Origin of the sequence: Bacillus sp. BS1807G30 (genome assembly GCF_040047675.1) — a bacterium.
Taxonomy (GTDB): Bacteria; Bacillota; Bacilli; order Bacillales; family Bacillaceae; genus Bacillus; species Bacillus altitudinis.
In genome coordinates, this window is the sequence record NZ_CP157353.1 from 703,911 (window position 1) to 724,782 (window position 20,872).

General features: G+C 43.5%; 16 protein-coding genes. 11 read left to right on the forward strand and 5 right to left on the reverse strand.

From position 1 onward, the window contains the following. Nucleotides 1–155: 155 nt before the first annotated feature. Nucleotides 156–1,229 (reverse strand): glycosyltransferase family 2 protein, encoded by a 1,074-nt coding sequence (locus ABG082_RS03565; protein WP_017360413.1) that lies wholly within the window; start codon nucleotides 1,227–1,229, stop codon nucleotides 156–158. 133 nt (nucleotides 1,230–1,362) lie between these two features. Here ABG082_RS03565 and ABG082_RS03570 point away from each other — a divergent pair, with 133 nt between their 5' ends. Further along, the gene (locus tag ABG082_RS03570; RefSeq protein ID WP_272511882.1) at nucleotides 1,363–3,255 is read left to right on the forward strand and encodes an ABC-F family ATP-binding cassette domain-containing protein; all 1,893 of its coding nucleotides are present in this window, start codon (nucleotides 1,363–1,365) and stop codon (nucleotides 3,253–3,255) included. Between the two features lie 28 nt (nucleotides 3,256–3,283). Here the strand turns inward: ABG082_RS03570 and folE2 are convergent, their stop codons facing one another. Then, nucleotides 3,284–4,180 carry a GTP cyclohydrolase FolE2 gene (folE2, locus tag ABG082_RS03575; protein ID WP_272511881.1) on the reverse strand — a complete coding sequence of 299 codons (897 nt, stop codon included), beginning with the start codon at nucleotides 4,178–4,180 and terminating at the stop codon, nucleotides 3,284–3,286. A gap of 143 nt (nucleotides 4,181–4,323) precedes the next feature. Between folE2 and ABG082_RS03580 the strand changes: the two genes are divergently transcribed. Then, nucleotides 4,324–4,749: a MerR family transcriptional regulator gene (locus tag ABG082_RS03580; RefSeq protein ID WP_008344167.1), complete on the forward strand. Its 426-nt coding sequence runs from the start codon at nucleotides 4,324–4,326 to the stop codon at nucleotides 4,747–4,749. 259 nt (nucleotides 4,750–5,008) lie between these two features. Further along, nucleotides 5,009–6,199 (forward strand): MFS transporter, encoded by a 1,191-nt coding sequence (locus ABG082_RS03585; protein WP_348936549.1) that lies wholly within the window; start codon nucleotides 5,009–5,011, stop codon nucleotides 6,197–6,199. Between the two features lie 50 nt (nucleotides 6,200–6,249). Here the strand turns inward: ABG082_RS03585 and ABG082_RS03590 are convergent, their stop codons facing one another. Next, complete coding sequence (locus tag ABG082_RS03590) at nucleotides 6,250–7,803, reverse strand: ABC-F family ATP-binding cassette domain-containing protein (RefSeq protein ID WP_008343192.1); 1,554 nt, start codon at nucleotides 7,801–7,803, stop codon at nucleotides 6,250–6,252. Nucleotides 7,804–7,955: 152 nt separating this feature from the next. Here ABG082_RS03590 and ABG082_RS03595 point away from each other — a divergent pair, with 152 nt between their 5' ends. Then, complete coding sequence (locus ABG082_RS03595) at nucleotides 7,956–9,098, forward strand: DEAD/DEAH box helicase (protein WP_348936550.1); 1,143 nt, start codon at nucleotides 7,956–7,958, stop codon at nucleotides 9,096–9,098. Nucleotides 9,099–9,135: 37 nt separating this feature from the next. Here the strand turns inward: ABG082_RS03595 and ABG082_RS03600 are convergent, their stop codons facing one another. Together ABG082_RS03600 and ABG082_RS03605 are read right to left on the reverse strand one after the other, a co-directional pair. Then, a complete protein-coding gene (locus ABG082_RS03600) occupies nucleotides 9,136–10,140 on the reverse strand; it encodes an NADP-dependent oxidoreductase (RefSeq protein WP_017360407.1) in 1,005 nt (334 codons plus the stop codon). Between the two features lie 121 nt (nucleotides 10,141–10,261). Then, the gene (locus ABG082_RS03605; protein ID WP_073414540.1) at nucleotides 10,262–10,639 is read right to left on the reverse strand and encodes a YfmB family protein; all 378 of its coding nucleotides are present in this window, start codon (nucleotides 10,637–10,639) and stop codon (nucleotides 10,262–10,264) included. Between the two features lie 222 nt (nucleotides 10,640–10,861). On the opposite strand from ABG082_RS03605, the gene ABG082_RS03610 reads away from it, so the two are divergent. The 7 genes from ABG082_RS03610 (at nucleotide 10,862) to ABG082_RS03640 (ending at nucleotide 20,853) form a co-directional block, all read left to right on the forward strand. Next, nucleotides 10,862–11,209, forward strand: coding sequence for a general stress protein (locus ABG082_RS03610; RefSeq protein WP_007496775.1), 348 nt, complete (start codon nucleotides 10,862–10,864; stop codon nucleotides 11,207–11,209). 935 nt (nucleotides 11,210–12,144) lie between these two features. Further along, entirely contained in the window at nucleotides 12,145–12,801 is a 657-nt protein-coding gene (locus tag ABG082_RS03615) for a methyltransferase domain-containing protein (RefSeq protein ID WP_019743853.1), read from the forward strand. Nucleotides 12,802–13,337: 536 nt separating this feature from the next. Next, the gene (locus tag ABG082_RS03620; protein WP_017360404.1) at nucleotides 13,338–14,063 is read left to right on the forward strand and encodes a GTP cyclohydrolase II; all 726 of its coding nucleotides are present in this window, start codon (nucleotides 13,338–13,340) and stop codon (nucleotides 14,061–14,063) included. 32 nt (nucleotides 14,064–14,095) lie between these two features. After that, nucleotides 14,096–14,899, forward strand: coding sequence for an SUMF1/EgtB/PvdO family nonheme iron enzyme (locus ABG082_RS03625; RefSeq protein ID WP_243825002.1), 804 nt, complete (start codon nucleotides 14,096–14,098; stop codon nucleotides 14,897–14,899). 4 nt (nucleotides 14,900–14,903) lie between these two features. Further along, nucleotides 14,904–16,661, forward strand: a complete 1,758-nt coding sequence (locus ABG082_RS03630; protein ID WP_035391378.1) for a WD40 repeat domain-containing protein — start codon at nucleotides 14,904–14,906, stop codon at nucleotides 16,659–16,661. 281 nt (nucleotides 16,662–16,942) lie between these two features. Continuing rightward, nucleotides 16,943–18,025, forward strand: a complete 1,083-nt coding sequence (gene ribD / locus ABG082_RS03635) for a bifunctional diaminohydroxyphosphoribosylaminopyrimidine deaminase/5-amino-6-(5-phosphoribosylamino)uracil reductase RibD (RefSeq protein WP_348936551.1) — start codon at nucleotides 16,943–16,945, stop codon at nucleotides 18,023–18,025. Between the two features lie 116 nt (nucleotides 18,026–18,141). Then, nucleotides 18,142–20,853: an exosporium glycoprotein BclB-related protein gene (locus ABG082_RS03640; RefSeq protein ID WP_348936552.1), complete on the forward strand. Its 2,712-nt coding sequence runs from the start codon at nucleotides 18,142–18,144 to the stop codon at nucleotides 20,851–20,853. The last annotated feature ends 19 nt before the right edge of the window (nucleotides 20,854–20,872 follow it).

A 20,872-nucleotide genomic window follows, 5' to 3' on the forward strand; every position in this document is an offset into this window, starting at 1 on the left:
TTTTCGTAAGACGAATGTTAGTATATGCGTAAATGACAATTTAGTCAATTGGTTGAAAAACGCTTTAAATCACTAAAGTATTAAATGTCACAATAGTCTAATGTGTATCAAAAGACATCCGCCGTCATTGACAGGCGGATGTGATAACAGGAGATTTACGTTTCTTCAGCAAATATTTTTTCATTGTACAGCACACTAGGATGGGTTGGGTAATGGGCTGAGGATGCAAGATGATGGGTTTTGGCTTGAGCCAAATCACCGAGCTGATAATAACAATAGCAAAGCTGAAGGTGAGGATACCATGTTTTATATTGTGTCAGTGTAAAGGCTGTTTCGATTTCAGGTGCCTTCAGTGCCTGCTCATACCAATAGATGGCCGCTTTGTATTTATTTTGTGCTTTGAAATGATCCCCAATCCGGCAGCAAAATTCTGGACGGGGCTGATCATATAAGAAGGATCGCAATAAGGACGATAAGGCGGCTTCCTCAAAACCGACTGCATAATAGCAGTCAGCTAAATTTTGGCATGTGCGAATTTCATCCTCAATCCAGCATTGTTTTGTGGCTAAAAATTTGTGATAAAAGCGAATCGCCTTCACATGCTGCTTGTTATCTCGTAATTCATTGGCGAAGTAAAAGAGATCACGAGGTGTCATCTCTTCGCCTTTTGCAAGCATGTTTTCATAAATGCGCAGATTGCGTCCAGGCTCTCCAGCGGTTGTTTTCTTACGCTTTTGATGGGTGACGGCGATATCAGCGGGAAAAATGTTGCCATACACTTGAAGGAATTCATGAACGGCCCCATACCACTGAAAGTTCAAGGCACGCTTGACGAGCCGATTTCTTCTATATTTAAAATTCACCTGACCGTCCTCACTAAATCCAACGTGGTAAAACATCGAGACGGCATCTACTGCGGGATCAAGCGTCTGTTTGAGCTGAAGCAGTTTTTGCCGGTCCTCTTCAAGCAGGACATCGTCGGCATCCAGCCATAAGATATACTCTTTTGTTGCATGGGAAAAAGCGAAATTGCGTGCTTTTGCAAAATGCTGGACCCATTCAAAGTCGAGTACCTTTGCTGAAAAGGAGTGAGCAATGTCCTTTGTTTGATCCGTTGATCCTGTATCAACAATGATCATCTCATCTACAATGTCTTGAACAGAAGACAGGCAGTCAGCCAAAACCTCTTCTTCATTTTTCACAATCATACATAAACTAATGGTTATCATCTTTAGATCACCTCTTCATAGTGTATCGAGCATCAAAAGGAAACATTCTTTTCAGCAGCGGGTTTTTTTAAAACTAGTTTTCTGCTACTGGCTGATTTAAAATAAAGGAAGAATCTATGTAAGGGCTGATAAAATGAGTTTATTGAATGTAGAAGGATTATATAAAACCTATGGCGAAAAAACGCTGTTTGATCATATCTCTTTTCATATAGAACCAAAGGAACGCATCGGGTTAATTGGACCTAATGGAACAGGGAAGTCAACGCTTTTAAAAGTCATTGCAGGACTTGAATCATTTGAGGAAGGCGACATTACAAAGGCAGGGACACTTGATATCGAATTTCTTGAGCAAGATCCTGAAATGAGCGGAGATGAAACGATTCTCGACTATATTTTTTCAGGAACAGCACCAATGATTCAAACGATGAAAGCCTATGAACAGGCGCTGGCTGATTTAGAGCATGATCCACAAAACGAGGCAAAACAAGAAGCGCTTATGCGTATGCAAAATAAAATGGATCAGGACGACGCATGGGATGCGAACCTTTCGGCGAAAACGATTTTGACAAAGCTTGGTGTCAAAGATGTGAGCCGTTCTGTTCATGCGTTATCAGGCGGACAGAAAAAGCGTGTGGCGATTGCCAAAAACTTAATCCAGCCTGCGGGTTTGCTGATTTTAGATGAGCCGACAAACCATCTAGACAACGCAACCATTGAATGGCTTGAGGGATATTTGAGTCAATACAGCGGGGCTGTCATTCTTGTCACCCATGATCGTTATTTCTTAAACCGTGTCGCCAATCGGATTTATGAATTAAATCAGGGGCAGCTTTACACATATAAAGGAAATTATGAAGTCTTTTTAGAAAAAAGAGCGGAACGAGAAGCAGAAGCTCAAGTAAAAGAAACGAAACGTCAAAACCTGCTTAGACGTGAGCTTGCATGGTTGAGAAGAGGGGCAAAGGCTCGAACGACAAAGCAAAAAGCACGTATCGGCAGAGTGGAAGAGCTGAAGGATCAAAAGGGACCTGATGCAAAGGGAGAGCTTGATTTTGCGATCGGTTCTCACCGGCTTGGAAAACAAGTGATTGAGGCAGAAGAGATCAGCATCACATTTGGTGGTCAAACCCTTGTGGATCAGTTCAGCGATTTAGTCGTGCCAGGTGATCGCATCGGATTTATCGGACCGAATGGAGTGGGCAAAACGACTCTACTCAATTGCCTGGCGGGTAAAATAGAACCGACGAACGGACAATTGACCATTGGACAAACAGTCCGCATTGGCTATTACACGCAGGACCATAACGAAATGAATGAAGAGCTGAATATCATTGATTACATCAAAGAAACAGCTGAAATTGTCAAAACGGCAGATGGCGTCATTGTGACAGCAGAGCAGATGTTGGAGAGATTTTTATTCCCTAGATCCATACAGCGCACGTTTATCCGCAAGCTGTCAGGGGGAGAGCGCCGCAGATTGTATTTATTGAAGGTATTGATGGAAGAGCCGAATGTTCTCTTTTTAGATGAGCCGACGAATGATCTTGATACAGAGACGCTCAGCATTTTAGAGGATTATTTGGAGCAGTTCCCAGGCGTAGTCATCACCGTGTCGCATGATCGTTATTTCTTAGACCGAGTCGTCCATCGTCTGCTTGTGTTTGAAGGAAATGGACGCATTTCACACTTCCAGGGTGCTTACAGCGATTACATGGAGCAAGAAAAAGAACAGAAGCGGACAGAGACAAAACCAGCTGAAAAACAAGTAGAAGCTGCACCGAAAAAGAGGAAAAAACTATCCTATAAGGACCAGCTTGAATGGGATGGGATTGAAGATCGGATACAAGCACTAGAGGACAAACACCAGCAGCTCGAAGCCAGCATTGCAGAGGCTGGCAGTGATTTTGGAAAAATTCAAGAGCTGATGGACAAGCAAAAAGCCGTCGCTGAAGAACTAGAACAAGCGATGGACCGCTGGACAGAACTGTCGCTGATGATTGAGGAATTAGAAAGTAATGAAAAATAAAGGTTGGCAAAAAAACTGTAGAGACAATCTACAGTTTTTTTTGATAAGAACATTTGGCATAAGCATCGTGCTGATGAATGGATTCTTCATTTCGACACTCAATTTGAAAGCCTTTAATCCAGTTTTGTTCATATAGCTCTGCTGCAATTAACCTCGCAACATCCTCTACAAAACGTGGATTTTCATAGGCCTCTTCTGTCACTTGTTTTTCATCTGGTCTTTTGAGTACAGGGTAAAGGGGCGCACTCGCATTAGACTCGATGATCTGCAGTAGATCTGCTTTCATGTCGTCAGGGAGTTGACCTTGTTCAAACAGCTCTACCTGAATAGATACAGTGCCACGCTGATTATGTGCGCCGTATTCACTGATTTCTTTTGAACAAGGACATAACGTTGTCACTTGAGCAGTGCAGCCAATATGACAAATCCATCCGTTTTCTTCATGAAAGTGGATGACATATTGCACGTCTGCATGCATCAAACCGGACTTTCTGCTGATGGGACTCTTTTTTTCCATGTACCACGGAAAGGAAACTTGAATCGAGGCAGATGGCTGATTCATTTGCTTGGCAAGCTGTGCCGTCAATTCTTTTAAGGAATCCACATCAACCGGCTTTCCGCTCTCATAAAATGAGTGAAGCTGCTCAGTGAGACGGCTCATATGAATGCCTTTTTGATGAGCTGGCAAATATGTACTCAACGTAAAATCAGCGGAAGAGGTTTGCTGCTGTGGAGCCGTTTTAGACAAAATATGTACAGGGTACGACACACAGCAAATTCCGACCTGTTCCAGATCAAAATAAAAGTCCTGTTCGGTTTGTTGGATGTCTATCATGTCCTCTTTTTGACAAGGTTTTGTTCTAGCGCTTGGCGGGACAGAACCGAATTGGGCGTGTCGTTCTTTTTTGGATGGAAATGAACGCATATGGTACCTCCTTTAAAACGTAATGATTCTTATTTATTCTGCATCAAACCACAATAGAAATCAAGTGATTAAAAATTAACGTTTACGTTAAGGTCATAAAGATGTATAATAAAACATGAAATGATGAGCAGGAGGCACTGGCGATGGAATGGATGAAAATTGATCAAGTGGCGAAAAGAAGCGGTCTGACGAAACGAACCATTCGTTTCTATGAAGAGATTGGTTTATTACCAGCACCAAAGCGGACAGAGGGCGGTGTCAGACTTTACTCAGAGGACGACATGGAAGAACTGGAGAAAGTGATGCAGGCCAAAGAAGTACTTGGCTTTTCTTTACAAGAGCTTCAGTCGTTTATGGAAATCGGAAAACAGCTTGAGCTGAATAAAGAAGGCTACCTGTTATCTCTTGACCCGAAGGAACGATTAGAGAAGCTGTTAGATATTGATGCGCAGCTGACTGTGCAGCATCAATTGATTACAAAAAAGCTAGAAACGATTCAATCCTTTAAAAAGGATCTTGAAATGATGAAAGAAAGAGCGGCTCATGCCATTGAGCAATTACAAAAATAAACACCTTAGCGTGTTTATTTCAGCGTGTAGACAAACCCTCGCATTCTTTGTCAGTCCTGCGTGCCGGTGCTCACGAATGACAAATTCGCTCCGCGCCAGTACTCGTCCTTCCTAGACTGCAAAGGTTTTCTATCACGCTGAAAAAGAAGACAAAGGGCTAAAATAAAGTTCATTTTAGCCCTTTGTCAACAAAATAAAATAAACACCTCAGCGTGTTTATTTTATTTTGTTAAACAACTGTAGGAAAGGTTCTGATGGAATGAAGGAAGAAGAAGTATTAAAACAGCGTACGAGTCTGCTTAGACAGCCAAAGGCCGTCTGGGCGGTGGCCTTTGCTTGTGTGATTTCATTTATGGGAATAGGGCTTGTAGACCCGATTTTGCCAGCCATTGCATCGCAATTACATGCATCTCCAAGTCAGGTGTCTCTTTTATTTACGAGCTATTTGCTTGTCACCGGCTTTGTGATGTTTTTTACCGGTTTTATTTCTAGTCGTATTGGTGCCAAATGGACGTTATTATTAGGACTCATCTTTATTATTGTCTTTTCTGCTTTAGGCGGTACTTCTTCAACCATTAATGAATTAATTGGTTTTAGAGGCGGATGGGGCATTGGGAATGCCTTATTTATTTCAACGGCATTATCAGTCATTGTCGGTGTGTCTGTTGGAGGAAGTGCGAAAGCCATCATTTTATATGAGGCGGCACTAGGTCTTGGGATTTCTGTTGGGCCGCTCCTTGGCGGTGAGCTTGGAACGATCTCTTGGCGCGGGCCATTCTTTGGCGTGGCAGTGTTAATGCTCGTTGCTCTTTTAGCTATTATTTTTATGCTTCCACCTATACAAAAGCCGCAGAAAAAGGTGAAATTATTTGAAGCTGTTGGAGCCTTGAAATACAAAGGGCTTTTAACGATGGCATCTGCTGCTTTCTTATATAATTTTGGATTCTTTGTTCTTCTAGCTTATTCGCCATTTGTGCTCCATCTTGATGAGCATGGTCTTGGTTATGTCTTTTTTGGATGGGGATTATTTTTGGCTGTGACATCTGTCTTCTCAGCGCCGGTCATTCATCGCAAATTGGGTACATTAACAGCTCTTGTTGTTCTCTTTGCTTCGTTTGCTGTGATTTTATTCGGCATTGGAATATGGACATCACATGTGGTCGTGGTCATTTGCGGTATTGTCATTGCTGGGGGAATCCTCGGCATGATCAATACGGTGCTGACGACGGCTGTGATGGGATCAGCTCCTGTTGAGCGTTCAATTGCATCATCTTCATACAGTGCTGTACGATTTATTGGTGGTGCGATTGCGCCTTGGATTGCGGGAGTTCTCGCTGAAACTTACACAGCAAGCACCCCTTATTATGTAGGGGCGGCAGTTGTTCTCTTAGGAATGGTCATCCTGCTTCTTGGCCGTAAGCATCTGGTGAATATCCCAGCAGGTCATTAATAGAAAAAAGCCTCATATCTTTTGAAAAGATATGAGGCTTTTTTTTGTCGTTATAATACTTTGGTTGTCCAGGATTCGCAATTCCAAGTTTCAGTAGCCACATCTTGATAAAATTCAGGTTCGTGGGAAATCAATAGGACGCTGCCTTTATATTCTTTTAACGCGCGCTTTAATTCTTCTTTTGCATCGACATCCAAGTGGTTTGTCGGCTCATCGAGAACAAGCAAATTGGTTTCTTCGTTAATGAGCTTGCAAAGGCGGACCTTCGCTTTTTCACCACCACTTAAAACAGACACACGGCTTTCAATATGTTTTGTCGTTAAACCGCATTTGGCAAGGGCAGCTCTGACTTCATATTGTGTGTACGATGGGAAGGTGCTCCACACCTCTTCGATACAAGTGTTGCTGTTTTGCTCTTTTACTTCTTGTTCAAAGTAGCCTATATGCAGGAATTCTCCGCGTTCCACCTCACCAGAAATGGGGGATATTTCTCCAAGAAGACTTCGGAGCAGTGTCGTTTTTCCGATACCGTTGGCACCGTATAACGCAATTTTCTGCCCGCGTTCCATTTTTAAATTCAATGGACGAGAGAGCGGTTCGTCATACCCAATGACTAAATCCTTCGTTTCAAAAATCAATTTCCCTGATGTACGTGCAGGTTTAAAGTGGAATTCTGGTTTTGGTTTTTCTGCCGCTAATTCAATCATGTCCATCTTATCGAGTTTCTTTTGACGAGACATCGCCATATTTCGAGTGCTGACACGTGCTTTGTTTCTCGCGACAAAATCCTTTAATTCAGCCACTTCTTGCTGCTGCCTTTTATACGCTGCCTCTAGTTGCTGCTTTTTCACTTCGTACACTTGTTTAAATTGATCATAATCACCAACGTATCGCGTGAGTTCTTGATTTTCGACATGATAAATCAAGTTAATGACACTGTTTAGGAACGGGATATCATGTGAAATGAGGATAAATGCATTTTCATATTCCTGCAAATAGCGCTTCAGCCACTCAATATGCTGTTCATCTAAATAGTTGGTCGGCTCGTCAAGAAGAAGAATTTCAGGCTTCTCTAACAGCAATTTCGCAAGCAGTACTTTTGTACGCTGTCCGCCGCTCAGCTCTGTCACATCACGATCCAGCCCGAGATCTGTTAACCCAAGACCTCTTGCAATTTCCTCTACCTTGGAATCAATAATATAAAAATCATTGTTCGTCAGGGCATCCTGAATGACGCCTACTTCTTCTAAAAGCTTTTCTAGCTCATCAGGATCTGCTTCACCCATTTTTTCGTAAATGTCATTCATTGCGGCTTCCATTGAGAATAAATAATGGAATGCATCTTGAAGGACTTCACGAATGGTTCTTCCTTTTTCAAGCACGGTATGCTGATCGAGGTAGCCGACACGGACATTTTTTGCCCATTCGACTTTTCCTGCATCTGGCTCAAGCTTGCCAGTAATAATATTCATAAACGTTGACTTTCCTTCACCGTTGGCGCCGATCAAGCCGACATGCTCGCCTTTTAATAACCGGAAGGAGACTTCGTGGAAAATGGCTCTGTCGCCAAAGCCATGACTTAAATCTTTAACAGATAATATCATTTTTTACACCTCAAATAGATTCAAAACGGCTAGTGCCTCTCATGATTATATCGAACTGTCCGGCTCGATAAAAGCATCAAAAGAAAAATTGCGTTTCAAAGCTGATTTTGAGATACTTAAGGATAGATTGAATGAGGATAAAGGAGATCAACATGACGGAAAATTGGGCATTTTTGAAAGAAGCAAAGCCATTTATTCAAAAGAACTTTGAAGCGGCTGGCTTTGAGAAGCCAACAGCGATACAAGAACAAACAGCAGAGTGGATTACGGAAAAACGCGATGTGATCGCAGAATCACCGACTGGAACAGGGAAGACCCTTGCGTATGTTCTGCCGCTTTTAAATAAAATTGATGTGAGTATCAAACACCCGCAAGTCTTAATCTTGGCACCTTCAAGAGAGCTTGTGATGCAAATTTTTGATGTCGTGCAAGAATTCAAACAAGGTTCAGACATCAAAGCTATTTCCTTAATAGGCGGGGCAAATATCAAGAAGCAGCAGGAAAAGCTAAAAAAACACCCGAATATCGTGGTGGCGACACCGGGCCGAGTACAAGAGTTAATCAAAATCAAGAAACTGAAAATGCATGAAGTGAAAACGATCGTGTTAGACGAGGCAGACCAGCTTCTTGTCCCAGAGCATATGAAAACGATCCAAGGGATCATTAAGTCCACATTAAAAGAAAGACAAATCCTTTGTTTTTCTGCAACATTGAAAGAAGAAACCGTTCAGCTGATCAAAGACATTGCATCTGAACCAGAGGTATTGAAAATTAGCAGAAGCCAAGAAGAAGCGCAGAAGGTAGGGCATTATTACCTGTTATGTGATCAGCGCGACAAGGTGAAATTACTGCAAAAGCTATCACGGCTTGAGGACATGCAGGCACTTGTCTTTGTGCGAGATATTACGAATTTGAGCATTTATGCAGAAAAATTAGCGTATCACCATGTCGACCTTGGTGTGCTTCACAGTGAAGCGAAGAAAGCAGAGCGTGCTGTCATCTTAAAGGCTTTTGAACAGCGTGAATTTCCGCTCCTCCTTGCAACAGATATAGCGGCTAGAGGCATTGATATCGACGACTTACCGTACGTCATTCATGCGGATCTGCCAAATGAAGAAGGCTATATTCACCGTTCAGGCAGAACCGGCCGTGCAGGCAAAGAAGGCGCAGTCATCAGTCTTGTCACACCTCAAGAGCAATCAATGCTGAAAAAAATGGCGAAAAAGCTGAATCTTTCGCTTGAAGAAATCGTGTATAAGCAAGGCCAGCTGCACCTTGCACCCAAGCAGGCATAAGAAAAGGACCCTCCATAATTGGCAGGGTCCTTTTTTGTTATGAAATTTTGACAAGTTGTTTTCCGACATTTTCCCCTTTGAATAGTCCAAGGAATGCATCAGGAATGTTGTCAAAGCCTTCAATGATTGTTTCTTTATATGTGAGTTTTTCTTCTTTTACCCATTGTGCGAGATCTTTTGCCGCCTCTTCAAAACGATCAGAGTAGTTGGCAACAATGAAGCCCTGCATCAATGCACTTGTTTTAATGAGTTTTGTTTGCACACGAGGGCCAATGTCTTCGCTTGCACTAATGTTATAAGAAGAAATGGCGCCGCAGACTGGAATACGTGCAAAACGGTTCAAATGATTCATTACAGCATCAGAGATGTCGCCGCCCACATTGTCAAAATACACATCGACACCGTTTGGACAGGCTTTTGCAATGGCGTCATCTAAATCATTGGTTGTTTTATAATTAATGGTTTCATCAAAGCCCAGTTCTTTTAAATAAGCCAGTTTATCATCAGATCCGGCAATTCCAACGACGTGGGCACCTTTGATTTTAGCAATCTGTCCGACAACAGAACCAACGGCACCTGCGGCTCCAGAAATGACAACCGTTTCGCCTTCTTTTGGCTGACCAATCGCAAGAAGTCCAAAATAGGCGGTTTGTCCTGGCATGCCCAAAATCCCTAAGTAATAAGATAACGGCGCAATGGATGGATCAATTTTTGTCAGAGACTCTGCTTTGGCAGTAGAATATTCCTGCCAGCCAAGGAATCCAAGTACAAAATCACCTTTCTCAAATTGAGGAGATTTGGACTCGATGACTTCTCCGACCACACCACCCTGGATCACTTCATTGAGTTTAAACGGAGGTGTATAGGATTTTGTATCTTGCATTCGTCCTCTCATGTAAGGATCTACAGACACATATTTCGTTTGAATCAAGACTTCGCCATCTTGCGGCGTTGGTATATCAACTGTTTCAAAATGAAAAACATCTTTAGTAGGTAACCCTTTTGGACGTTTTGCTAATTGAATTTGTTTTTGTTGACTCATGTCAAATCCTCCCTTTCACTTGCAACCTAGATTTACATTAACATGATGCTTCTTTTCGTTCAAAACATACGGTCTTTTCCAAGCACATACAAAAAAGTAGCCACCATCTAAAAGAAGGGGGCTACTTTTTTTGAAGAGAGACAGAAAGGAACGGCGGGAGACAACCAAACAGTTGATACTCATCCGCATCACGTTCTTTTAACAAATATTCATTTGCATTTTGCATGGAGGCTTTCATCATATCGTGCGTCACAAAAGGAAAAAGGATATTTAAATATGAGGACAACAGGTCTTGTGGATCTTGTTCGATTGACTCGATATCTCCAATGTTAATAATAATAGAAAAGAGATAATCGATGCAGATGTGAAAGTGCTGTTCAGCAAACAAAGTAAGCGGCTTTGCTTTTGATTCTTCAGGATTCCATTTTTGAAAAAGCTGTTTCACCAAATCACTGACAACCCATGCATTAAACTGCTGCTCAGCTGAAAAATAATACATCAGCTCCACCCCATTTCTAGCCTCCAGTATAAGAATTGTACAACAAATGACAAGGAATGAATACAATTTTTCAGAAAATTTAGTCATTTTTACAGTCTTTTTGTCAAAAATAAGTCCATAGACGCATGAAGTTCACAGAGTAAAAATGGATGTGCTGGAGGAAGGTTTAATGACAAAAGTGACGGGTAAAAGATTCGTAAGACGTTAAAGGAGGAATAATAAATGAAACCTGTTGTAAGAGAGTATTCAAATGATGAAACACTTCAAAGAGATGTGGAGCAATTAAAACAACTCGGTGTTGCAAGAGAGGACATTTATGTTCTGTCCCATGACGATGATCGAACTGAGCGTATTGCAAGCAACGCAGATGCCAATACGATAGGTCCAAAAGAAGTTGGACTCAAGCATGCGGTTGGAAACATCTTTAGCAAAAAGGGAGATGAACTCCGCAATAAGATTCACGAAATTGGTTTCTCAAAAGAAGAAGCTGAGACATTTGAAGAACATTTAGACGAAGGAAAAGTTCTTCTCTTTGTGACTGACCATGAAAAAGTGAAAAATTGGGCATAAACGCCATCGTAAAAAAGCCTCTTACTTTTGTAAGGGGCTTTTTTTCATGCTGCGATAATTAAAAACTACCATCTGTCTTTTTCACTATAATAAGGAAGGTTAAAAAATTGGGATAAACAGTAAAATGTCTAATTGAAAATATAGAAATATCAAAGGATACCATCAAAAAAATGAAAAAAGTAGTGAAAATATCACAAAAAACCATTCGGGAAATAATTATGATATCTTTATTTTTATCTCAAAATGAAATAAAAATCTTGTGTAATTTAGTAGATAAATTTCTTAGTTCTATTGGTTTAAGTTATATTTTTGTGTAGAAATAAGTGTTTTAAGGTCAAAAAACCACGAAATATACCTGTATTTTCAATTAGAAAATCATTCTAATGTTTAGGAAATAATTTGTTGACAAAATAATCTAAAAACAATATATTTGGCTTAATCAAGTCATTATGGAAGTAGTTGTTAAATTTTTGATAGGTGGATTTCAGGATCTATTCTGTAAATGATGATGCATTAAGACCTAAGGGAGAGCGCTTCTGAGGCAGAGCGATACTGAAGAAATATCTATTAGACAAAAAGAAATGAATGATAGATAGCTTAGAATGGTAGATTCGTTTTTCTACTATGCCTATTTCTCAATGATATGATTCAGGGTATTCAGAGGATCATCATAAAGAAAACGCTTTCTAAATGCTGTTAAGGAGGTGAACCCATATGAAGAAAATGTATAACAAACTAAGGCGCTGTAACAGTTGAATGGCTGGGGTTGTATGTGAAGATGAGTGCTGAAAAAGAAGAGTGACATGTGGGATGCTTCTCTCCTTTTTCAGAAAACAGATTTCCTAAAAAATCCATCTTTCATTTTATCATAAGGCTTTTTGCTTGAAAACCACCTTTGTTAGGAAAGGTGATTGTGAATTGAAGGAGGTCACGTGATGAAAAAGGCTTTGTATCATGAAGACAGCGGGTTGTATTTAGAGAAAATGCGCATGGCTTTTCAAGAACACTATGAGCAAAGAACAGATATGTGGTCCACTGATCCATCATTAACAGACGCTGCTGTGATGTCTCTCAAGGCATGGCGTTCCAGGGAAAAGGATGCACTTGCTTCTGTGCTGGATATCGGATGCGGGAATGGACGGGCTCTTGAACATTTACAAGGACTGTCGGCATATACCGGCATTGACCTTTATGAGCATGAGGAATGGCAAGGATTGAAGAAGAGAAAAGAGGTTCCTGTCCATTTTTATCATCAAGATTTTATGTCCTGGTCAATTGATCAAGGGCGCGAGCTGACGTTTGATTTGATTTTAGATCATGGCTGCTTTCACCATCAGCACCCTGATGACCATGAACGATACTTAAAGCAGATTTCCTCGCTGCTTCATGAAGGTGGTGTCTTTTCCCTTGTTGTATGGGGAGAAGAGTGGAAAACAGGCTTAATCGGAGAAGATGGACGCTTCCATTTTTCATTCTCAGATACTCAGCTTGGAGAAAAGATTTGTACATCAGGACTTGAGCTCGTTTCGATTACACCATTACAAGCGAAGGCTGGGATCAGCCAGCATCATGTCATTGCTGTCAAAATCTAGTGCAAAGGAGGATAAACGCGATGTTTGATGTGATGGTTCTTGGTGCATACCTAGGCGGGTGTCATGCTTCAATCAATGTAGCTGAATTGAAGTACGGACTATTCATCCAATCAAAGGGCACTACCGGATGACGTGCATTTGAAGGACCAGAGCTTCTAGTAAAGGAGAAAGCAGCTCGAAGCTAGCAGAGATATTCTCTTAGAGAAAGAGCATGTCAGTTTCCATTCAAGAATCATCAAATGGAGTTGCTCTCTTACAGAGAATACAGCGTATGAAGCTCGATTTCTGCTCCTTTGTACTGGACAAGTGACAGTCTAAAAAGTGACCAGCTCTGCTGAAGAGTCTTTTATGAAAGGTACTGATGGATGATTGGCATCGCACATCTATTCAGCCAGTATGACAGGAAATTTCTCCTGAGCCATGATTCTAGCTGGAACCGGTGCTCAGGATGCAAAGGGAGTGCATACACATATTCATCACGCCATCACTGCGCTGAGAGAGTTCAATGGGGTGCAGTGATGAATAGGGGGAGACAAATGAACAAGTTTGTAGCTGAACTACAATCAATGATTCATCATTTTACATTTCAAGAAAAACACTATTTGCTCGTGGGGCCAGTGAACCTGCCGATCTCTATTGAACATGAAGAAGTGCAGTTTACATGGTATGCCTTTGCGTCTGTAGAAGCTGATACAACGCCAACGGTTGAGTCTATTGTACAAATGAGTACCGAGCAGCAAACATTTTCCTCTTGTCTCCTTTTTGGCGACTTTGAAAATGAAGTGCCGCCGCTTGTGCGAATTCATAGTGTCTGCCAAACAGGGGATGTGTTTGGGTCACTGAAATGTGATTGCGGTCCACAGCTTGCATCATCGCTAAAAAAAATCACCGATTACGGAAAAGGCATGCTTGTGTATATGGCCAATCAAGAAGGGCGCTCTATTGGGCTAATGGCCAAAGCCTTCACGTATAAATTACAGGAAATGAAACTGGATACATTTGAGGCGAACAGGTTGATCGGCTGCGGAGATGATGATCGGCATTACGAGGAAGCAGCGGCTGTCTTGCACTATTTAAACAAAGGGAAACCATTGCATCTCTTAACCAATAATCCAGATAAAGTCGATTCCATTGCTGCTTACGGTCTTCCGGTTTTACGGTTTGATCATACGGTAGAAGCCTCTCTCTATAATGAGGCGTATTTAAAGGCAAAAGCAGCATCAGGGCATATGGTCGATGAGAAGAAATTAATTAATCAGTAGATGAGTTTATTTAAAGAAGGCGGGAGAAAAGCGTGAAACCTGATATCAATTGGATTCAAATCCCAAGCGGCTATGCGACGATTGGAAGTAATGAAGAAGATATGAAAAAGGCATCAGAATTTTGGAAGGACAAACTTCTGAATCCAGCCTATGGCCGTGAGAAAAAATTTCAAAAATGGCTGTACAAAGAATTTCCATCTTATCAGCCGTATATGAGTGAATTTTTCATCTCAGATACGGTCGTCACCAATGAATGGTATCAAAGCTATTGTGACGAGACAGGAAAGCCTTATCCAGAGAGCTTGACGAACCTAGAGCTTGGCGGGGGAAAAGACCATCCAGCTTGGGGCATGGACATCGAGGAAGCTTTCTCATTTTGTCAGTGGCTGAGCGGGAAGCTTGGATATGAGGTATCGATCCCTACTGAGGAAGAATGGGAATATGCTGCCCGGGGCAATACGAGACATCAATATCCTTGGGGAGATGAGTTTCACCCCTCTTACTGTAATACACACGAATCAAATATTGAAAAAACGACACCTGTCCGTCATTACGAAAAAGGAAGATCTCTATTTGGACTATATGATATGGGTGGCAATGTCGAAGAATGGGTCAACACCAAGTATCACATATATGAAGGCGGAATTGAGGTTGTAGATGATTTAACCGAGACACTCGGCAGTGATTACTACATTTTAAAAGGTGGCTCCTTCGCAAGAGGCGGAGATTTATGCAGAGTCGCAAGAAGACACGGTAAACACCCAGACCCTGTTTTTCGATTTACTGGTTTTCGTGTAGTTACTCGTCAAAAACAACATATAAAGGTGGGAGTGTAAAACCATGCATAGAGGACCGATTACATCCGTTTTATCAACTCAGCATGACCAAATTGTCTACACAGGTGGCTATGATCGCTGTATTTATAAATGGGACCGTGCCACGGGAGAAGGAACATTCATTGGCAGTCACGAGCATATCATCAACTCTTTATCCCTTTCGGAAAATGGAACGTATTTAGCGAGTGCATCGTCAGACTATACCATTCAATTATATGATACTAGCACACATACAAGAATTCGTACGCTATATGGTCATGCGGATGATGTGGAAGCTGTCGCATTTGCAAAGCAGGATACGCTTCTTGTATCAGTGTCCAGAGACAGAAGATGCTTAGTTTGGGATATTGAAACGGGAGCCATTTTAAGAGAATTTCATGGACATAGCAAGGATGTATTAGCTGTATGGATTCATGAGGATAAAGCTTATACAACTGGTGACGATGGCTATGTCCTTGTATGGCTCTATGAAACAGGAGAAATTGTAGGTGAAATTGGCCCGTTTGATTATGAGCTGGATACCATCAGCGGCAGCAATCAAAAAGAAGTATTCGCCCTTGGTAGAGACGATGGCACGGTCATCATTTATGATGCCGCTACATTACAGGAGAAAAAAATCATTAAAGCTCATTTACAAGGTGTGAAACGTGTAAACTTTTCGCCGAGCGGTAACTACTTGCTCACAGCGGGATATGACCATTTAATTAAGCTCTGGAATTATGAAACAGGTGATTTAATTGATACGCTGCTGCCTCATAAATATCAATGGGAGCGCTCGCTTGTTTGGACAGAAGATGAGCAGGCTATTTTAGGAGCCAGCTTTGGGAAAACGTATTGTGAATGGTCCATTCAAGAAGGAAAAGTGATTTCTGATGAGCAGGAATTGGCGACACCTTCTATTAATGATATTGCGTTGACTGAAGCGGGTGATATTATCACTGCATCAGATGACGGAAAATTCAGAAAAAATGGAATCGAAATAGCAAAATCAACAGGTGTTCTCACAAATGGAGTGGCTGTTGCACGGGATGGAAGCTATTATGCATGGGGCGATCATGCGAGTCAGGTGCATATTGTACACGAGTCATTGCAGCAAATGGTCTCTTTTGATCTCAACACAGGTCCTGTCAATAGTGTGTATTTCCATGAGGAGGATCGTCAATTTTATATCGGCACTTATGGCGGTTATGTGCATGTCATTTCGACAGAACACTTAAAGGAAATCGGCCGTTCTAAAGCACATGATTGCGCGGTCAAAGCATTAAAGGTAGAAGGAGATCATATCATCACAGCGGCAGTTGAAGGAACCATCTGTCTTCTCGATAAAAAGAGTTTGTCCTTAACAGCAGAATATATCGGGGCGACAGAGCTGTTAAATGATGTATTTATTGATAGCAAAAGAGATCGTATTGCCATTGTCAGCCGGGATAAAAACGTCCGATTGTTTGATTTGCATACAGGCAGAATTTTAAATCAGCACAACGAGCATCAATATTCCATTAAATCCATCACTGTGACAGACTCTGGCTATATTGTGAGCGGAGACTATTGGGGATATATTGTGGTCTGGAATCCAGAGCTAGATGTCAATACAGGTCCGATTCGAATTGCTAAGAATGGTATTAGTGCCATTAGACAACTAGGAAATGATGTGTATGCAAGCTCATATGACGGTGGTATTTATCATATTCGAGAAGATGGTACACATACAGAAGTACTGCGCTTATTTGAACAATTTCCGAAAGAAGTAATCTCTCATTAAGAAAAAGAATGTAAGCGGGGGATTCTCATGATAAGTGTTTGCAAGGAACATATGAAAAAAGGTCTGACTGTACTCAATTGTCCGCATGTGCTCCTCATTAATAAATATGAATGTCGCAAATGCTGTTTTTGTAAACAACGAGCATCATATAAACTGTTTTATTCCTTGCCTTACTATGATCGATCTGAAAAGAAACGGATGGAGAAAATATAGCCCATGAGAATAAAACTCCTTCATTTTCTGAAGGAGTTCTTTCCCTTGAGAGAAGAAAGGAGTCCGAGATGAAAGACGATGTTTTTTATATGAAACTAGCGATTGCCAACGCGAAGGCGATGAAAGGACAAACCTCACCCAATCCGCTTGTTGGTGCAGTGATTGTTCAGAGCGGTGAGATCGTTGGAATAGGTGCTCATCTAAAGGCTGGAGAGCCGCATGCTGAAATTCATGCACTGCGAATGGCAGGAGAAAAGGCGAAGGGAGCTGACATGTATGTGACACTCGAACCTTGTACACATCACGGAAAAACAGGCCCTTGCACCGAAGCGATCATCAAAAGTGGAGTGAAGAAAGTGCTGATTGCCACCCAAGATCCGAATCCGGTTGTTGCAGGTAAAGGAATTGCCTTTTTGAAAAAGGCTGGAATTGAAGTGGAGCAAGGGATATGTAAACAGGAAGCAGATCGTTTAAATGCTCCTTTTTTTCATTTGATGCAAACAAACCTTCCTTATGTCATCTTAAAATCAGCTATTTCAATAGATGGGAAAATTGCCACGGCTGATCAAGAAAGCAAATGGATCACTGGAATAGAAGCGAGAACAGAAGTGCAGCGCTTACGTCAAGAAGCAGATGCGGTGCTGACAGGAGTGGAAACGATTATTCAAGATGATGCCGGCTTAATTGTAAAGGATTCATTCAACCATCAGCCCATTCGTGTCATTTTAGATTCAACATTAAGGATACCGCTTCATGCCAAATGCTTAACAGATCATAGGGCAGAAACCATGATTTGTACATCACAAAATTATGATCATCAAAAGTATCAACAGTTGATACAAAAAGGTCATCAAGTATTTGTCACAAGCGGAGAACACCGGACAGATCTTCAGGATGTGTTACACATGTTGAAGAAGCGTTCTGTGATGTCAGTGCTTGTAGAGGCAGGGGGCAGTGTGAGTGCATCATTTTTAGAAGCATCCCTTGTGAACGAAGCTGTTATCTATATGGCACCTTTGTTGATTGGAGGGAAAGATGCACCTACTTTTTTTGAAGGAGAAGGTGTGAAAAAACTAAAAAAGGCGATCCGTCCAGCGGATATTGAATATAGTATGGTAGGAAAAGATTTAAAAATGACGATGACATTTTAACGATGGAGAGAGGTCCTTGCACGTAGAGTGCAAGGCCTTTCAAATTTTTTAATAAAAATAAAATTGTACATACACCTTTATCGATCATGATGAATACGATGGATTGGGGTGATTCTATGAGAAAATGTAGACAATGCGGAAAGATATACCCAACTCATTCGACAGACCACTACCAAAAAGGAAGCTGGTATGATGCGTATAAGGATGATGGCTGGGAATGTGATAGTTGTAAGAAAGGTAAATCAGACAAACCAAGGAAACCAGTAAAAAATCCATGCTGCGGAAAAGATCCTTGTGTGTGTGTCATTCAAGGACCGCCAGGGGGAAGAGGAAGGAGAGGCCCAGCAGGTCCAGTGGGTCCAGTAGGCCCAGCGGGCCCAGCGGGTCCAGCAGGAGCAACGGGCGCAACAGGCGCCACCGGTGTAGGCTTAACCGGTATCGTGGCATTTGATCCAGCGGATGCCCCAACCTATCCAGAAGGTCAAGTGGTGACATTTGATGGAAGTACGTATGTGGCGAATACAGCTTCACCAACAGGTACGCCAGGTACGTCTCCAGATTATACATTGTTAGCAGCTGCGGGAGATACGGGTGCCACAGGAGCAACAGGAACCGGAGCCACCGGTGCTACTGGAGATACAGGTGCTACCGGAGCGACAGGAGCCACCGGAGATACGGGTGCCACAGGAGCAACAGGAACCGGAGCGACCGGCGCTACTGGAGATACAGGCGCCACCGGAGCGACAGGAGATACGGGTGCCACGGGAGCAACAGGAACCGGAGCGACAGGAGCCACCGGAGATACAGGCGCCACCGGAGCGACAGGAGCCACCGGAGATACGGGTGCCACGGGAGCAACAGGAACCGGAGCGACCGGCGCTACTGGAGATACAGGTGCTACCGGAGCGACAGGAGCCACCGGAGATACGGGTGCCACAGGAGCAACAGGAACCGGAGCGACAGGAGCCACAGGAGATACCGGCGCAACTGGAGCGACAGGAGCCACCGGAGATACGGGTGCCACGGGAGCAACAGGAACCGGAGCCACAGGAGCGACAGGAGATACAGGTGCTACCGGAGCGACAGGAGCCACCGGAGATACGGGTGCCACGGGAGCAACAGGAACCGGAGCGACCGGCGCTACTGGAGATACAGGCGCCACCGGAGCGACAGGAGCCACCGGAGATACAGGCGCCACCGGAGCGACAGGTGCAACGGGAGATACGGGAGCGACCGGAGTAACAGGAGCAACAGGAGATACAGGAGCGACCGGAGTAACCGGAGCCACGGGTGCAACAGGAGATACGGGAGCGACCGGAGTAACAGGAGCCACGGGTGCAACAGGAGATACAGGAGCGACCGGAGCCACGGGTGCAACAGGAGATACGGGAGCGACCGGAGTAACAGGAGCCACGGGTGCAACAGGAGATACAGGAGCGACAGGAGCAATCGGAGTGACAGGAGATACGGGAGCGACCGGAGTAACCGGAGCCACAGGTGTAACCGGAGCGACAGGTGCAACAGGAGATACGGGAGCGACTGGAGTAACCGGAGCCACAGGTGTAACGGGAGATACGGGAGCGACTGGAGTAACCGGAGCCACGGGTGCAACGGGAGATACGGGAGCGACTGGAGTAACCGGAGCTACAGGTGCAACAGGAGATACGGGAGCGACTGGAGTAACCGGAGCCACTGGCGCTACTGGAGATACGGGAGCGACCGGAGTAACCGGAGCCACTGGCGCTACTGGAGATACGGGAGCGACTGGAGTAACTGGAGTAACCGGAGCCACTGGCGCTACCGGAGACACGGGAGCGACCGGAGTAACCGGAGCCACAGGTGTAACGGGAGATACAGGAGCGACCGGAGTAACCGGAGCCACAGGTGTAACGGGAGACACGGGAGCGACCGGAGTAACCGGAGCTACAGGTGCAACAGGAGATACGGGAGCGACTGGAGTAACCGGAGCCACAGGTGCAACAGGAGATACGGGAGCGACTGGAGTAACCGGAGCCACAGGTGCAACGGGAGATACCGGAGCAACCGGAGTAGGGTTAGCTGGTATTTTGGCATTTGACCCAGCAACAGCTCCAACCTATCCAGTAGGTCAAGTGGTGACATATGAAGGTGGAACTTATGTCGTAAATACAGCACCACCAACCGGCACACCAGATACGTCTCCAGATTATACGTTATTGGCAGCCGCAGGTGTGACAGGCGCCACAGGAGTCACAGGAGATACGGGTGCAACAGGGGCTACAGGAACAGGAGCCACGGGCGCAACCGGTGCAACGGGAGCCACAGGAGCAACAGGATCGAGTGCGATTATCCCATTTGCATCAGGTTTACCTGTCGCTTTAACAACCATCGCTGGCGGTTTGGTCGGGACATCTAGCTTGGTAGGATTCGGTAACTCAGCCACTGGTGTCAGTATCGTAGGTGGAATCATTGATTTAACCGGAGCCGCAGGAACATTGTTAAACATGGCGTTCTCAGTTCCGAGAGCAGGAACCATTACGTCATTTGCGGGCTATTTTAGTACGACAGCAGCCCTTTCTCTAGTTGGCACAAATATTACTGTGACGGCTAGTCTGTTTGCTTCACCAACACCAGATAACAGCTTCACTCAAGTAGCGAGCGTTACATTGGCACCGGCATTAACCGGTATTTTAACGATAGGGGCTATTACAAACGGTATCGCTACTGGTTTAAATGTACCAGTCACACCAGAAACAAGATTGCTTGTCGTATTCTCGGCAACAGCTACTGGTCTTTCCTTAGTGAATACTGTAGCAGGCTATGCAAGTGCTGGTTTATCCATCACGTAATAGGCACACAGGGATGACT